15 protein-coding genes are annotated in these 15,436 nt (G+C 72.2%); 6 read left to right on the forward strand and 9 right to left on the reverse strand.

Annotation, left to right across the window (positions count from 1 at the left end; all coding sequences use genetic code 11):
- Positions 1-83: 83 nt before the first annotated feature.
- From ACFXGX_RS32085 to ACFXGX_RS32115, 7 genes are all read right to left on the reverse strand, one after another.
- Complete coding sequence (locus ACFXGX_RS32085) at positions 84-497, reverse strand: NUDIX hydrolase (RefSeq protein ID WP_384798117.1); 414 nt, start codon at positions 495-497, stop codon at positions 84-86.
- A gap of 10 nt (positions 498-507) precedes the next feature.
- Positions 508-1,566: a CHAD domain-containing protein gene (locus tag ACFXGX_RS32090; protein ID WP_384798120.1), complete on the reverse strand. Its 1,059-nt coding sequence runs from the start codon at positions 1,564-1,566 to the stop codon at positions 508-510.
- Entirely contained in the window at positions 1,547-3,778 is a 2,232-nt protein-coding gene (locus ACFXGX_RS32095) for an RNA degradosome polyphosphate kinase (protein WP_384798123.1), read from the reverse strand. Before ACFXGX_RS32095 ends, ACFXGX_RS32090 begins: the two co-directional genes overlap by 20 nt.
- A gap of 319 nt (positions 3,779-4,097) precedes the next feature.
- Positions 4,098-5,096 carry a hypothetical protein gene (locus tag ACFXGX_RS32100; RefSeq protein ID WP_384798126.1) on the reverse strand — a complete coding sequence of 333 codons (999 nt, stop codon included), beginning with the start codon at positions 5,094-5,096 and terminating at the stop codon, positions 4,098-4,100.
- Positions 5,093-6,046 (reverse strand): hypothetical protein, encoded by a 954-nt coding sequence (locus ACFXGX_RS32105; protein WP_384798129.1) that lies wholly within the window; start codon positions 6,044-6,046, stop codon positions 5,093-5,095. The genes ACFXGX_RS32100 and ACFXGX_RS32105 overlap by 4 nt, the downstream gene beginning before the upstream one ends.
- Positions 6,043-6,966, reverse strand: a complete 924-nt coding sequence (locus ACFXGX_RS32110; protein ID WP_384798132.1) for an ATP-binding cassette domain-containing protein — start codon at positions 6,964-6,966, stop codon at positions 6,043-6,045. Before ACFXGX_RS32110 ends, ACFXGX_RS32105 begins: the two co-directional genes overlap by 4 nt.
- The gene (locus ACFXGX_RS32115) at positions 6,963-7,349 is read right to left on the reverse strand and encodes a GntR family transcriptional regulator (RefSeq protein ID WP_384798161.1); all 387 of its coding nucleotides are present in this window, start codon (positions 7,347-7,349) and stop codon (positions 6,963-6,965) included. The genes ACFXGX_RS32110 and ACFXGX_RS32115 overlap by 4 nt, the downstream gene beginning before the upstream one ends.
- A 189-nt stretch (positions 7,350-7,538) precedes the next feature.
- Here ACFXGX_RS32115 and ACFXGX_RS32120 point away from each other — a divergent pair, with 189 nt between their 5' ends.
- The 5 genes from ACFXGX_RS32120 to ACFXGX_RS32140 are packed head-to-tail and all read left to right on the forward strand — an operon-like array spanning position 7,539 to position 12,124.
- Positions 7,539-8,081 carry an RNA polymerase sigma factor gene (locus ACFXGX_RS32120; protein ID WP_355759889.1) on the forward strand — a complete coding sequence of 181 codons (543 nt, stop codon included), beginning with the start codon at positions 7,539-7,541 and terminating at the stop codon, positions 8,079-8,081.
- Complete coding sequence (locus ACFXGX_RS32125; protein WP_384798136.1) at positions 8,078-8,989, forward strand: zf-HC2 domain-containing protein; 912 nt, start codon at positions 8,078-8,080, stop codon at positions 8,987-8,989. Before ACFXGX_RS32120 ends, ACFXGX_RS32125 begins: the two co-directional genes overlap by 4 nt.
- Entirely contained in the window at positions 8,986-9,846 is an 861-nt protein-coding gene (locus ACFXGX_RS32130) for an ABC transporter ATP-binding protein (RefSeq protein WP_384798139.1), read from the forward strand. The genes ACFXGX_RS32125 and ACFXGX_RS32130 overlap by 4 nt, the downstream gene beginning before the upstream one ends.
- Positions 9,843-11,414, forward strand: a complete 1,572-nt coding sequence (locus tag ACFXGX_RS32135; RefSeq protein WP_384798142.1) for an ABC transporter permease — start codon at positions 9,843-9,845, stop codon at positions 11,412-11,414. Before ACFXGX_RS32130 ends, ACFXGX_RS32135 begins: the two co-directional genes overlap by 4 nt.
- Before the next feature lie 8 nt (positions 11,415-11,422).
- Positions 11,423-12,124 (forward strand): ABC transporter, encoded by a 702-nt coding sequence (locus ACFXGX_RS32140; RefSeq protein ID WP_384798145.1) that lies wholly within the window; start codon positions 11,423-11,425, stop codon positions 12,122-12,124.
- Positions 12,125-12,160: 36 nt separating this feature from the next.
- On the opposite strand, the gene mshD is transcribed toward ACFXGX_RS32140, so the two are convergent.
- Positions 12,161-13,087 carry a mycothiol synthase gene (mshD, locus tag ACFXGX_RS32145; RefSeq protein ID WP_384798148.1) on the reverse strand — a complete coding sequence of 309 codons (927 nt, stop codon included), beginning with the start codon at positions 13,085-13,087 and terminating at the stop codon, positions 12,161-12,163.
- 242 nt (positions 13,088-13,329) lie between these two features.
- Positions 13,330-13,491 (reverse strand): hypothetical protein, encoded by a 162-nt coding sequence (locus ACFXGX_RS32150; RefSeq protein ID WP_384798152.1) that lies wholly within the window; start codon positions 13,489-13,491, stop codon positions 13,330-13,332.
- 65 nt (positions 13,492-13,556) lie between these two features.
- Here ACFXGX_RS32150 and ACFXGX_RS32155 point away from each other — a divergent pair, with 65 nt between their 5' ends.
- Positions 13,557-15,353: a bifunctional metallophosphatase/5'-nucleotidase gene (locus ACFXGX_RS32155; protein ID WP_384798155.1), complete on the forward strand. Its 1,797-nt coding sequence runs from the start codon at positions 13,557-13,559 to the stop codon at positions 15,351-15,353.
- Positions 15,354-15,436 lie beyond the last annotated feature (83 nt).

Below are 15,436 nucleotides of genomic sequence, written 5' to 3' on the forward strand. Positions count from 1 at the left end.
TCGGCTCCCCAGGCTCGATTTCGCGCATGGTCGTGCGCCGCGCCGAAAGCCGGGGCGGCGCCTCTCCTCTCCAGGGGAACACGTCAGGCCGGACGCAGCGCGTCCAGCAGCGCGTCGACCAGATCGCGGTCGCGCGGCTGGGTGAGGCGGTGCCGTGCGGCGGTGGGGGAGAGCCAGAGCACGCGGTCGACCTCGTCGTTCGGGGCGAAGCGGCCGTCGGCCGCCTCGGCGGCCCAGTAGCGGACTTCCTTGGGGCGCTCGCCGACGGCATAGCGGAGGGTGGGAAGCACGGCACCGGGGACGGCGTCGTAACCCGTCTCCTCCTCGACCTCGCGCAGCGCGCCGGTCAGGAATGCCTCGCCCCGTTTCAGCTTGCCCTTCGGGTGCGACCAGTCGTCGTACTTGGGCCGGTGGACGAGGCAGATCTCCAGCGCTGAGTCGACCGGGGAGCGGCGCCACAGGACGCAGCCCGCCGCGTGAATCGTGTCGTCGGCCATGGGGCCTCCCTCAGAGGGTGCGTACGGCTTCCTTCTGCCAGGCCTGCTGGAAGGCGAACCGTGCCGCCTCCACCTCGTGGCGCTGGTCGGCGTGCAGTACACCGAGCGCGTACGCCGTCGCCGGCGCGATGCGCGGAGTGCGTGCCGCCGCGGCGGCGGCGGAGGCCGCCTCCGCCGCGTCCCGGTGCCTGTTCAGCGCCTTGCCCGCGCCGAGCAGGCGTACGTCGACGGGGCACTCGCCCCGGTGCAGCACCTCACCGGCGTAGCGGTGCAGCCGCAGCAGCAGCCGGACCTGGTGCCAGGGCGCGTCCTGCGGCTGGGGAGCGGTGTCGGCGGAGAGGCCGTGCACGAGAGCTTCCGCGTTGTAGGGACGGCCCGCGACGACCAGCGGCAGCGCGCTGACGGCGTCGGCCAGCCGTTCCTGGGCCGCGGCGGCCAGCGGACGCAGATCGGCGGTGTCCGCGGCCGGGGCCAGCGGGACCTCGCTGGCCAGCACGGCGACGCTGTCGGCGACGGCGTGGAAGCGGGAGGAACCCAGTGCCTGGAGGGCCGCCGAGTGGGCGCGGGTGCGGGCGAGCGTGAGCTGGCGGTCGAGGAGCGCGCCCGCCTTCGCGGCGCCGACGGTGAGACTGCCGGCCTTGGAGGCCGCGGCCGGGCCCCGGCCGGCCTGGCCGGGCACGGCGGCCGTGCCGGACAGCCGGTTCAGCGCGCCGATCAGCCGCTCCAGGCGTGCGGCATAGGCGTGTTCGCGCGCCAAGGTGCCCGAGAGCCAGGCCAGTTCGGGACGCATCCCCTCCGACCAGTCCGCGTCGAGGAGCGGCCGGAAAGTGTGCAGGCTGCCGCTGATGCGGCGCGCGGAGTGGCGCAGGGAGCGCGCCGCGTCGCCGGGCTCCCCTCCGGCACTCACCGCGCCACCGGTTTCCCGGTGCTGGCGCAGCGAGCGCAGGAATTCCGTGGCCTGGGCCCGCAGATAGCCCGCCAGGACGTCACCGATCGGCGTGTCTCCCCCGTCGAGGGGGGCCGTCTCGGCCACGGAGCTGGTGGGGGGATCAAGGTGCTGCTGTGCCACGCCGGCGCCTCCGGGCGTCTATGAGCATCTCCTGGACGTTCCGCAGGGGCTGTCCCTCCGCGTCGGTCGCGTGGCGGATCCACTCGCCGTCGGGGCCGAGGTGCCAGGAGGCCGTGGTGTCGGACATGCCGGTCTCCAGCAGCCGGTTGAGGGCTGCGCGGTGAGCCGGGTCGGTGACCCTGACCAGGGCCTCGATCCGCCGGTCGAGGTTGCGGTGCATCATGTCGGCGCTGCCGATCCACACCTCGGGTTCGCCTCCGTTGCCGAAGGTGAAGACCCGGGAGTGCTCCAGGAAGCGGCCGAGTACGGAGCGGACCCGTATGTTCTCGGACAGGTCCGGGACGCCGGGGCGGACGGCGCATATCCCGCGCACCCAGACGTCGACCGGCACGCCGGCCTGGGAGGCGCGGTACAGCGCGTCGATGAGTGCCTCGTCCACCATCGAGTTGACCTTGATGCGGACGAAGGCGGGGCGCCCGGCCTTGTGGTGCTGTACTTCCTTGTTGATCCGCGCGACCAGGCCGTCGCGCAGCGACTTGGGTGCGACGAGCAGACGGCGGTAGGTCTCACGGCGCGAGTAGCCCGAGAGCCGGTTGAACAGGTCGGAGAGGTCCGCGCCGACCTGGGCATCGGCGGTGAGCAGTCCGAGGTCCTCGTACAGCCGGGCGGTCTTCGGGTGGTAGTTGCCGGTGCCGACGTGGCAGTAGCGGCGCAGGGTCTCGCCCTCCTGCCGGACCACGAGCGACAGCTTGCAGTGGGTCTTCAGGCCGACGAGGCCGTACACGACGTGGCAGCCGGCCTCTTCGAGCTTGCGGGCCCACTTGATGTTCGCCTGCTCGTCGAAGCGTGCCTTGATCTCGACCAGGACGAGGACCTGCTTGCCCGACTCGGCCGCGTCTATCAGCGCGTCCACGATCGGCGAGTCGCCGGAGGTGCGGTAGAGCGTCTGCTTGATGGCCAGCACGTCCGGGTCGGCGGCGGCCTGTTCCAGGAAGGCCTGCACCGAGGTGGAGAAGGAGTCGTACGGGTGGTGCAGCAGGACGTCGCGCTCGCGCAGCGCGGCGAAGATGTCGGGCGGTGACGCCGACTCGACCTCGGCGAGATCGCGGTGGGTGCCCGCGATGAACTTGGGGTACTTCAGCTCGGGCCGGTCCAGGGAACCGATGCCGAAGAGGCCGGTGAGGTCCAGCGGGCCCGGCAGCGGGTACACCTCGGCCTCGGAGATCTTCAGTTCGCGTACGAGGAGGTCTAGGACGTAGCGGTCGATGGACTCCTCGACCTCCAGGCGCACCGGCGGGCCGAAGCGGCGCCGCATGAGCTCCTTCTCCAGGGCCTGCAGGAGGTTCTCGGCGTCGTCCTCCTCGACCTCCAGGTCCTCGTTGCGGGTGAGCCGGAAGGTGTGGTGCTCGAGCACCTCCATGCCCGGGAAGAGCTCCTCCAGGTGGGCCGCGATCACGTCCTCGATGGGGACGTAGCGGTTCGGGGAGGCCTCCAGGAAGCGGGAGAGCAGCGGCGGAACCTTGACGCGCGCGAAGTGGCGGTGGCCGCTGACCGGGTTCCGTACGACGACGGCGAGGTTCAGGGACAGGCCGGAGATGTACGGGAAGGGGTGCGCGGGGTCGACCGCCAGCGGGGTCAGGACCGGGAAGATCTGGTGCCGGAAGAGAGTGAACAGGCGGGCCTGCTCCTTCTCGGTCAGCTCGCTCCAGCGGACGAGGTGGACGCCCTCCTCCGCGAGCGCGGGGGCGACGTCCTCCTGGTAGCAGGCCGCGTGGCGGGCCATGAGTTCGCGGGAGCGGGACCAGATCATCTCCAGGACCTCGCGGGGCTGGAGGCCCGAGGCGGACTTGGTGGCGACACCGGTGGCGATGCGGCGCTTGAGGCCGGCCACCCGGACCATGAAGAACTCGTCCAGGTTGCTGGCGAAGATCGCCAGGAAGTTGGCGCGCTCCAGCAGCGGTGTGTTCGGGTCCTCCGCGAGTTCCAGAACGCGCTCGTTGAACGCGAGCCAGCTTCGCTCGCGGTCCAGGAAGCGGCCCTGCGGCAGCATGATCCCGTCCTGCTCCAGGTCCTCGTACGCGTCGAGGTCGGCGTCCAGATCGGGCTCCAGGTCGGACACGTTCGCCGCGACGGTGTGCGGACGGTGGGCGGCGATGGAGCCGACGGAGGGCTGCGGGTGCTGCACGGGTGCCTGGGCGCTTCGCTGGTTCATGGACCCATTCTTCCGTGCCGGAGGCGAGACCGGCGCGTCGGAGAGGGCGGGCGTCAGCGCGGTGATGCGGAGATTCCCGTTCCGCTTCGCTGGCGTACGCTGACTCCGTGTCGACGGTGAAGGCTCGTTCTCCGGCGCGGGAGAAGGCTCGGGCACGACGGGCTGCATTGCTCGAGCGTCGCAAGGTCACCTGAATCGATGGTTACGGCGACATGACGTGCGGGATATCTGGGGGAGGCTCCCGGACGTCTGCATGTCCGGGAGCCGTGTGTACACACCCCACCCGCGTCGCGTGCGCGTCCGCCGGTGCTACCGCCGGTTACGAATGCCGTCGGCGCAGCAGGGCGAAGGCCGCGGCGGCCGCGAGCCCCGCGACGGCCAGGAGCAGGCCGCTCTCCACGAGCTGGAGGGGCCAGAAATGGGACTCCGGCTGATAGATCGTCCAGAAATCGGTCAGCTCCGTCCCCTTCACACACGTCCCGAGGGCGGCGGCGCTGTCGGTTCCGACGCAGGCCATGCTGGTCGTCAGCCGCTCGCCGGCGCCGGTGACGGCACCGTGTTCGAGGATCAGGGCGCCGTGGGGGAACCGGAGTGCGGCCAGACCGGTGGTCGTCTCGGCGGGCCACAGGCTCATCCGGAACCCGTCCAGCACCTCGTGCAGGACGTATGCCACGGCGAGGGCGGCCGCGGCGGCGGGCAGGGCCCTGCGCAGGACCAGGCCCGCGAGCGCGCCGAGGGCGAGGCCCGCGAGGGCGTAGGCGACGGCCACCGGCCCGGAGGAGATGAAGACGTTCGTGTTGAACCAGCCGCCGGACAGGTCCCCGTTCCCGGCACGGCGGGTCCAGTTGCCGAGCAGGACCGAGAGCGTGGTGCCCGCCGTCAGCAGGACCGCCGGGACGGCGAGCCTGGTGGCGAGCCAGCGCGCGGGGGTGACGGACTGGGTCCACGCCAGCCGCGCCGTGCCGCTCTCCAGCTCACGGCCGGTCAGCGCGGCGCCCGCCCAGACCGCGACCGCGTACATCTGAAACGTGACGCAGGCGGAGACCAGGGCGAGGCCGTAGGCGTAGATCTTGTCCGCCGCGGTCTCCCGGATGATTCCGCAGTCCATCGGGAACGGGTCCGACGCGTCGCAGTCGCCGACGGCAGCGCGGGCGTCGGGGCCGATGGCGTGCATCCAGATCAGGGCCGCCACGGCGGCGAGCAGTGCGGCGCCCCAGACGTACAGGGCCGTGCGGTGTAGGCGCAGCACGGTCCAGGTCAGACCGGACGGGCGGTACGGGGCCGGGCGGGACGGGCGTCGGCCGGTCAGGGTGCTCATGAGGTCGACCGCTTCCGCAGGACGGCGAAGGCGGCGGCGACCAGGATCGCGGTGGCGGCCAGCAGGACGCCGGTCTCCAGGAGCTGGCGGGGCCAGTAGTCGGGCGAGGGGAGGTACTCGCGGGTGAAGCCGACGACATGGTGCCGGGCCAGACAGGGGCGGCTGAGGTAGCAGCCCGGGTCGGGGATCTCCGCGCCCGTGGAGGTGATCGCCCGGCTCCGGACGGACAGGTCGGGCTGCTGGTAACTGCCCTGGAAGGGCCAGGAGTTGGCGCGGAACATGATGACCGCGTACTGGGCGAGACCGGCGACCGCGATGGCGGGCAGGGTGCGGCGCAGTGCGAGACCGGCGAAGGCGCCGACGGCCAGGCCGAGGAGCGGGGCGGCGACGGTGGCCGGGCCGATGGCGAAGTACACGGCCCGCGGTTCGATGCCGGCCAGCAGGAGGTTGCCGTGGGCGTCCCACAGCATCCGGTAGAGGACGACCAGCAGGCCGGTGCCGACGGTGACGAACAGCGCGGGCACCGCCAGTTTGGCGGCGAGCCAGCGGGCCGGGGTGACGGACTGGGTCCAGGCCAGGCGCGCGGTGCCGTTCTCCAGCTCGCGGGCGGTCAGTGAGCCGCCCGCGAAGACGGCGACGGCGAACGAGGCGATGTTCAGGAGGGAGACCGGGTCCTGGAAGAGGTCGTTGTAGGTGCCGGAGAAGGGCGAGCCCAGGATCCCGCCGGACCAGGCGTCCTCTTGCACACCCGCGTAGCCGAGCGTGTCGAGCAGATGCTGCGTGTGGGCGGCGCCGGGGCCGTACAGCCACAGGAGCAGCCCGGCGGTGAGGACGACGAAGCCGGTCCAGATCCACAGTGCGGTGCGGTGCAGCCGCAGGACCGTCCAGACCAGGCCGCGCGGCGCGGGCAGGGTACGGCGTGCGGGGGCCGTCGGGGTGATGGCGCTCATCGGGTCACCGCCGCGGGGGCCGCGGTCGTGCCGGGGGTGAGCAGCGAGGGGGCTTCGGGGGAGCGCAGATGGGCGAGGACGAGTTCCTCCAGGGAGGGGCGTTCGGCGTCCCAGCGTTCGTCCACCGGTCCGTCGTTGCGTATCAGGGCGGTGAGACCGCGGCCGGCGGCACGGGACTCGACGACGAGGTGCGGGGCGAGGTCGGCGGGGGTGCCGCGTCCGGTGACCAGGGTGTGCGCGAGGAGCAGGTCGTCCAGGCCGCCGCCGAGCCGGATGCGTCCGCCGCCCAGGAGCAGCAGGTGGTCGCAGGCGTCGGCCAGTTCGGTGACGATGTGCGAGGACATCAGCACGGTGGTGCCGTGTTCGGCGGCGTCCGCCATGAGGGTGCCGAGCAGTTCGTGGCGGGCCAGCGGGTCCAGGTCGGCCATCGGTTCGTCCAGCAGCATCAGTTCGGGCCGCTTGCCCAGCGCGAGGGCCAGTGCCACGCGGGTCCGCTGGCCGCCGGACAGCGTCCGGACCTTGGTGCCCGGGTCGAGCGAGCCCTGCTCCACGATCGAGGCGGCGTGCGCGGCGTCCCAGCGGGCCGGGTTGAGTTCGGCGCCCAGGCGCAGCGTCTCGGCGATCGTGAGCTGGGGGTGCAGGGGCTTGTCCTGGGCGAGGTAGGCGATGCGTTCGCGGGCCTCGGCCGGGCCGGTGCCGAGCACGGTGACGGTGCCGGCGGCGGGGCGCAGCAGCCCGGCCAGGGTCGCCAGCAGTGTCGACTTGCCCGCGCCGTTGGGGCCGACGAGCGCGCTGACGCGCCCGGCCGGGAGGCGGAAGGAGCAGTCGTCCAGGGCCGCGGCGGCGCGCCTGCCGTGGCGCACGGTGAGACCGCGCGCCTCGACGGCGACGGTGGATCGGGTGGTGCTGGTGGAACTCACTGGTCCCCCTTCGGGAAATGTGTGTCCAGTACGGAGCCGAACAGCGCCGCCACGTCCTCGCGGTCGAGGCCGGCGGCGCGGGCGCTGCGGGCCCAGGCCTCCAGCTCCTCGCGCAGGGGCGAGTCCGCGGGGGCGGCGCCGAGCGTCCTGCGGACGAAGGTGCCGAGACCGCGTCTGGCCTCGACCAGTCCCTCGCGCTCCAGTTCGCGGTAGGCCTTCAGGACGGTGTTCGGATTGATCGCGGTGGCTTCCACGACCTCGCGGGCCGTGGGGAGCTTGTCGCCCGGTTCGAGGAGGCCGAGCCGGAGCGCCTGCTTCGTCTGCTGGACGATCTGGAGGTAGGTGGCGACGCCGCTGCGCCGGTCGATGCGGTACGCGACCACTCGGACAACCACCCTTTCACTAATTGAGTAGTGAAAGGGTGGTGCAAGGTGGGGGCCGTCGTCAAGTTCCGGGCCCGCGGGGCGTGTCGCTCCGGCCGTGGATCAGGGTGTTCACCAGGCACGCGAAGGCTTTCGAAAATTTCCTGCCGATGCGTGAACCGATCGGCGGGGCTCGTCCGATGAGGGGATGTGAGGGAAACGAGAAGCGACGGAGAGCTGCTGCGGGCCATCGCGGCGGACGGGGACCGTCGCGCCTTCGAAGAGCTGTACCGGCGGTACGCGCCATGGCTGACCGCGCGGCTGCGCGGCCGGTGCGCCGACGCCGGGATCGTCGACGACGTCGTCCAGGAGACCTTCCTCGCCGTGTGGCGCGGCACCGCCCGCTACCGCGAGGAGGGCGACCCGGCCGGCTGGCTGTGGCGCATCGGCTCCCGGCGCCTCGTCGACTCGATGCGCGGGGACGGCGCGCGCGGCCGGCTCCGCAACGCGCTGGCCCGCCTCCGGCACCGCGACGAGGTCTCCGCGGAGGAGCGCGTGCTGGCGGGCGTCGAACACGGTGACCTGGCGGGCGCGCTGACCAGACTCTCGCCCGAACTCCGGGCGGTGCTCCAGGCCACCGTGATCGACGGACTCAGCACCAGGGAAGCGGCCGTCCTGCTCGGTATCCCGCCGGGCACGGTCAAGACGCGGGCACTGCGTGCGCGCAAGCAGTTGCGGGAGGCGTTGGCATGAGCGACGACCGTCATGGAAGCGATGGCATGGAGATGACCGGTGACAGCCGTACGACCTGGCATGTGCCGGAGGACGACATCCGGGCCTATGCGCGCGGCGAGCTGGCGGCGCCCCGTCTGTGGTCCGCCGACACCCACCTCGCCGCGTGCGAGCGGTGCCGGGGGACGCTGGCCGCGATCAGCGACCCGGTCGCCCTGGACGCCGGATGGGAGCGGCTCGACGCCGAACTCGACGCCCCGCGGCCGGGTCCGGTGGAGTGGCTGCTCGTCCGGCTCGGCGTCGCCGACCACACCGCACGGCTGCTGGCCGCCTCCCCCGCCCTGCGCCGCTCCTGGCTGGGCGCGATCGGCGCCCTCCTGGTCATGACCGTGGTCGCGGCCGACGCGGTGCGGGCCGGGGCCACGCCCATCCTCTTCCTGGCCCTCGCGCCCCTGCTCCCGCTCGCCGGGGTCGCGGTGTCCTACGGTCCCGGGATCGACCCGACGTACGAGATGGCGGTGGTCTCACCGCTGCACGGCTTCCGGCTCCTGATGATCCGCACGGTCGCGGTCCTGACCGTGTGCCTGGGGTTCAGCGGCCTCGCCACACTCGCCCTCCCCTCATACGGACTGCACGCCCTGGCCTGGCTGCTGCCCGCCCTCGCCCTCACCGCGACCGGACTCGCGCTCACCTCCCGGCTCGGTCCCGTCCTCGCCCCCTGCCTGGTCGGCGGCGGCTGGGTCGCCCTGCTGGTCGCGGCCCGGGCGACCACGGAACCCGACACCACGCTCGCCCCGTTCACCGCGGCCGGGCAGGGCGTCTCCGGGGCCGTCGCGGCACTGGCCGCCGTACTCCTCTATCTCGCCCGGGACCGGTTCGACGCGTCGCGCCTCCCGTTCACCGACTTCACCGACAGGAACGCAGCATGATTCCCACCGTCTCCGCCTCCGGGCTGAGCCTCCGCTTCGGCGGGACGCTCGCGCTCGACGACGTCTCCCTGCGCCTCCGGCAAGGAGTCACCGGACTCCTCGGCCCCAACGGCGCCGGAAAGACCACCCTGTTGCGGGTGCTCGCCACCGCCGTGCCCGCCGACCGGGGCTCCTTCACCGTCCTCGGCCACGACCCGGCCGGCACCGCCGGACGCCTGGACGTGCGGCGCGCGCTGGGCTACCTCCCGCAGACCCCCGGATTCCACCAGGACTTCTCGGCCTTCGAGTTCGTCGACTACGTGGCCATCCTCAAGGAGCTCACCGACCGCGGGGCCCGGCACCGCGAGGTCCGCCGCGTCCTGGACTCCGTCGGTCTGTCCGACGTGCGCGCCAAGCGCATCAAGCGGCTCTCCGGCGGCATGCGCCAACGGGTCGCGCTCGCCGCCGCCCTGGTCGGCGACCCCGGATTCCTCGTCCTGGACGAACCGACCGTCGGGCTCGACCCCGAACAGCGCATGCGCTTCAGGGAACTGATCGCACAGGCGGGAGAAGGACGCACCGTCCTGCTCTCCACCCACCAGACCGAGGACGTCGCGATGCTCTGCCACCGCGTGATCGTCATGGACGCGGGCCGCATCCGCTTCGAGGGCACCCCCGCGGAGCTGACCGAGCGGGCGGCCGGCCGCGTGTGGAGCAGCACGGAACGCGACCCGTCGGCCCTGGCCGGATGGCGCACGGGCACGGGCGCCTTCCGTAACGTCGGCGATCCGCCCGAGGGCGCCGACCTCCTCGAACCGACGCTGGAGGACGGCTACTTGCTCACGCTCGACGCCCGGACCGCGGAGGTGGCGGCATGAGCACCACCACGGACACGGTCACGCGGACGGCTCCCACGGGGGTGGAGCCGCCTGCCCGGGGCCGGGAATCCAGGTCCGCCGCGGTCCTGGCCCTCGCCCGCTTCGAAGCACGCGAACTGCTGCTGCAGATCCCGGTCCTGCTCTTCCTCGCGCTGTATGTCGGTTATGCCGGCTGGAGGTTGTTCTTCGGGGGTGACGGCATGGACGACTTCCCGGTCCTCCAGGACACCGACAGGGCCACCCAGTCGACACCCATGCTGCTGGCCGTCGCCGTGTTCAGCTGCGCCAACCGCGCCGTGCTGCGGTCCCGTCGGCAGTCCACCGACCAGCACTTCGACATCCTGCCCATGGAAGCCTGGCGGCGTACGGTGGCGCACGCGCTGTCGGTCCTGCCCGTCGGCGCGATCACGGCGTTCGTCGTCGGCTTCCAGTACACCTGGGCGGCGCTGAAGCCGGGCGCCGTCGGTCACGGTTCACCCGCCGAACTGGTCGTGGGCCCGCTGATGGTCCTGCTGGCCGGAGTCCTCGGTGTCCTGCTCGCCCGGGTGATACCGGTCGGGTTCGCCGCCCCGCCCTTCGTGATCGGCGCGTTCGTCCTCACCACCCTGGTCTCCGCGGCCACCCAGGGAAAGCACTGGGTGAGCTGGCTCGGACCGGTCGTCTCGGAAGAGGGCGCCGACCCCTTCCCCTCCGAACTGCTCGGCCGCCCGGCCGCCTGGCACGCGCTCTATCTGACGGGCCTCGTGGTCCTGCTGCTCTGCGTCGCCGTGCTGGTGAGCGGCGGCCGGACGAGGCTGGTCACGTCGGTGACCGCTCTCGCCCTCGCCGCGACGGCCGTCGGCGTGGCCGGACAGTCCCCGGGCGAGCCGGCCTCGCTGATCGCGGCCCGCACCAAGGCGTCCGTGAGCCCGCAGAAGGAACAGACCTGTGTACGGCACGGACGGTCCACGTACTGCGCCTTCCCGGAATGGACCGGCCGTACCGCCGACTGGGCCGAGGCGGTCGACCGCATCCAGTCCCGCGCGGGCGGTTCCGCCGGAGGTGAGCGGTTGACCGTGCGCCAGAGGATCGACGCCCGCTACGGCCTTCAGGGCGATGCCGCGATTCCCCCCTCCACCACGCCCGGACATGTCACCGCCGGAACGAGCTGGGGCGGCAACCGCCTTCCCGAGTTCGCGGTCGGCGTCGCCTCGGTCCTGGTCGTGGGCAACGAGAAGACCGCCGGCGAGATGTGCGACGCCCGCGTGGTGACCATCATGTGGCTGGCACTGAGCACACAGCCGGACCCGATGCAGTCGCTGCGCGACGTCCGCCTCGACGACAGCATCACGGGCTCCGCCATCGCACTGGCCCCCACGAGCCCCGTCTCCATGTCCGCCCAGCAGACCAACGTGGTGCGCGAGCTGCTTCAGAAGCCGCACTACAGCGTCGCCGCGAAGGTCAAGGCGCACTGGACGGAACTGACGTCCGCGAAGACGCCCACGGCACGGGTGGCCGAGCTGCTCGGCGTACCGGCCGCAGGCAAGGGGACCCCGGCGGACTCGGGGAGCGGCTCGTGCGAGGAGTAGTGAAGACGATGACAGCGGCTTCCGCCGACCGCCTCACGAAAGCCGCCGGGCCCCCACCCGCGCACGTCGTGGCCCGCGCCCTGATCCGCCCGGTGTGGCGCGGTCTGCCCCGGCGGGCCGTGATGACCGGCGCCGTCCTCGGGCTGATACTGGCCGGCTCCTCCCGGACGGTCTCCGAGGAACCGGACCCGTGGCTGTGTCTCAACCTGCTGCGGGCCGCCGCCCTCGCCTTCGCGCTGGGGCTGGCGTTCTTGCTCGACGACCCGGCCCGGCACACCACGGCCACGGCGCCGACAAGACGCCCGGTGCGGACGGGGCTGCGGCTGGTGCTCGTCGTGCCGTTCATGGCGGTGTGCTGGACGGCCGCGCTGTTCCTCATACCCGCCGAGGGACGGCCCCCGATGGGCGCGATCACCCTGGAAGCGGCCGCTGTCATGACCCTCGCGCTGACCTCCGCGCTCGTCGCCGTGCGGCACTCGGGGGCCACCGAACCGGGGATCGCGATATCCGCCGGACTGGTCGGCGCCTTCTTCGCCGCCGCGGTACTGCTTCCCGCGCGCTGGGAGCTCTTCGTCGGCCCGTCAGACCCGCACTGGGACGACGCGCACCGACGATGGGCTGTCGTTCTCGTCGTGGCCGTGCTGGCGGGGGCCCGCTCCCTGGGCGAACCCCTGCGGCGACGCCGGACAACCGTCCTCGCCCGCCGCTGACTTCGGCCTCCGGAACGGCGCTCGCGCGCCGAGGGCTCAGGACTCCGTGCGGTACATGAGGTCCGTCTCGTGGGTGACGAAGCCGAGCCGCTCGTAGACGCTGACCGCCGCCTTGTTGTCGGCGTCGACGTAGAGCATCGCGGTGGGCAGGGCCTGCGCGGCGAGGTGACGCAGTCCGATCGTGGTCAGTGCCTTGCCGAGTCCGCCGCCCTGGGCGCCGGGCCGCACACCGAGGACGTACACCTCGCCCAGCCCGTCCTCGGCGTGGACCTTGGTCCAGTGGAAGCCGACGAGTTCGTCGCCGCGGAAGGCGAGGAAGAAGCCGGCGGGGTCGAACCACGGTTCGGCGGTCCGGTCGTCCAGGTCGCGCTGGGTGAGGGAGCCCTGCTCGGGGTGGTGGGCGAAGGCGGCGGCGTTCACGGCGAGCCAGGCGGCGTCGTCCTCGCCCGGTACGAAGCTCCGGACGGTGACACCCTCCGGCAGCTTCGGCTCGGGCAGGTCGAGGTTCTCCAACGAGCGGCGCATCTGGCGCAGTTCGCGGAAAAGGGTGAGGCCCAGGACCTGTGCCAGATGCCGGGCGGCGGAGTGACCGCCGTGCGCCCACACCCGCAGCCGCTTCCCGGACTCGTTGAGCATCGCCGAGCCGAGCGCCCGACCATGCCCGTGCCCCCGGTGCGCCGGGTGGACGACCAGTTCGGCGGCCGGGGCCTCGACCGGGTCGGTGTCCTCGAGCTGGGCGTAGCCGACCAGTTCGGCGCCGACGGTCAGCAGCAGATGCCGGACGCCCTCGCGTCTCCCGCCCTTGAGCTGGAGCCGCCCCTGCTCGGACACGGCCTGCTGTCCATCGGCCCGAGCGGCCTCCGAGAGCAGCCGGAGCACATCCTCGGCCTGGTCCGGGGAGAGCGCGGAGTAGGTCTCGATGGAGCGGGAGAGGGCGGAGGGCGCCGCGTCGTCGCTGGTCATGGATACGAGGGTACGGCTCGGCGATGAGGGGACAAGGAGTTGGGCGACGCGGACACGGATCGTGGCGGGCGGCGGCCGGTCGGGGGAGGGCGGGGCGGTGCGGGGGTGGCGGGTGTCGCGGTGAGCTGCGGTGACGTGGTTTTCGGCTTCCGGTGTGGTGATGGCAATCAGTCCGTAACCGCGAACCCCCTTTCGCGCTACGCGCGTTGATTCTAAAGTGCGTGCAAAGCCACGGCTGTTCATCAGCTCGCACACGGTCCGCACGGCACCCACGGCACGCACCATTCACTCGGCTCACGCACGACGGGCAGGGCACGCACGACGCGCAGGGCACGCACGACGGGCAGGGCACGCACGACGAGCAGGCCACGCACGAAGCGCAGGCCACGCACGAAGCGCAGCACGCACCACCTGCTCGGCTCACGTACCGCACACCATTTCGGCCTTTCACCGTTCTCCAGGGGGAACCATGCCGCCCACGATCCGGTCCAGACGCACTCATCGCCTCCTCGCGGCCGCCGCCGGTCTCGCCACCGTCGGGGCGCTGGCCGCCGCGATCCCGGCGAGTGCGCACCAGGACAAGGCGACACCGTCACACCACCACGGCAGCGGCCGCTACCAGGACGTCCAGCTCCTGTCCTTCAACGACCTGCACGGCAATCTGGAGCCGCCGACCGGTTCCTCGGGCCGGGTCACGGAGCTGCAGGCGGACGGCACGACGAAGACCGTCGACGCGGGTGGTGTCGAGTACCTGGCCACGCATCTGCGCGACGCCCGCAAGGGCAACAAATACTCGATCACGGCGGCCGCCGGTGACATGGTCGGTGCCTCCCCGCTGATCTCCGGACTCTTCCACGACGAGCCGACGATCGAGGCGCTCAACGGCCTCGACCTCGACGTCACTTCGGTCGGCAACCACGAGTTCGACGAGGGCGCCAAGGAACTGGCCCGGCTCCAGAAGGGCGGCTGCCACCCGGTGGACGGCTGCTCCGGCGGCAAGAAGTTCACCGGCGCCGACTTCCCCTACCTCGCGGCGAACGTCACCGACGAGAAGACCGGCAAGCCGATCCTCAAGCCCTACTGGGTGTGGAAGAAGAACGGCGTCAAGGTCGGCTTCATCGGCGTCACGCTGGAGGGCACGCCGAACATCGTGTCGGCCGAGGGCGTCAAGGGCCTGAAGTTCGGCGACGAGGTCGAGACGATCAACAAGTACGCCAAGGTGCTCCAGCGCCAGGGCGTGAAGTCGATCGTCGCGCTGATCCACGAGGGCGGTTCGCCCGCCTCTACGGCGTACAACTACGACTGCGACAGCCCCGGCGCCGGTGACGGCATCTCCGGGCCGATCGTCGACATCGCGAAGAACGTCACGCCGGCCGTGGACGCGCTGGTCACCGGCCACACCCACCAGGCGTACGCGTGCACCATCCCCGACCCGGCGGGGAAGCCCCGCATGGTCACCTCGGCCTCCTCCTTCGGCCGGCTGTACACGGACACGACGCTGACGTACGACCGCTGGACCGGCGACATCGCCCGTACGGCGGTGAAGTCCGCGAACCACGTGGTCACGCGTGATGTCGCGAAGGCCGCCGACATGACGACGCTGATCACCAAGTGGAAGGCGCTCTCCGCGCCGGTCGCCTCGCGTCCCCTCGGCTACATCGCGGGCGACATCGGCAACACCGGCACCGAGTCCCAGGCCGGCGACCTGATCGCCGACGCGCAGCTCGCGTACGCCAAGTCCGTCGACCCCGAGGCCGACCTCGCGGTGATGAACCCGGGCGGCATCCGCGCCGGACTCACCTACACCGCGAGCGGCGGTGAGGGAGACGGCGTGGTGACCTACGGGGAGGCGTACACGGTCCAGCCGTTCGCCAACACCGTCAACCTGGTCGACCTGACCGGCGCACAGGTGATCACCGCGCTCCAGCAGCAGGTCAGCGGCGCCAACGAGGCCTCCCCGAAGATCCTCCAGATCTCCAAGGGCCTCACCTACACCCTCGACCTGACCAGAACCGGCGCCGCGCGTGTCGTCGCCGACTCGGTCAAGCTCGACGGCACCGCGATCGACCCGGCCGCCACCTACCGCGTCGCGATGAACTCCTTCCTCGCGGGCGGCGGCGACGGCTTCGCCGAGCTCGGCAAGGGCGGCAACGTCCGTGTCGGCGGCGACGACCTGGCGGCCCTCGGCGCCTACCTGACGGCCAACTCCTCGGCCGCGACGCCGTACCCGGTCCCGACGGCGGACCGGATCACGGTCCTGAAGTAGCCGGAAGCACCGACCGGTCCGGCGGCCGTCCGCCGGACCGGCCCGGTCCCGGCCCGGCAATGGGGCGTGGGCCCCCCCCCCGC

The sequence above is a fragment of the Streptomyces sp. NPDC059371 genome (assembly GCF_042751995.1).
In the GTDB taxonomy this organism is placed as follows: domain Bacteria; phylum Actinomycetota; class Actinomycetes; order Streptomycetales; family Streptomycetaceae; genus Streptomyces.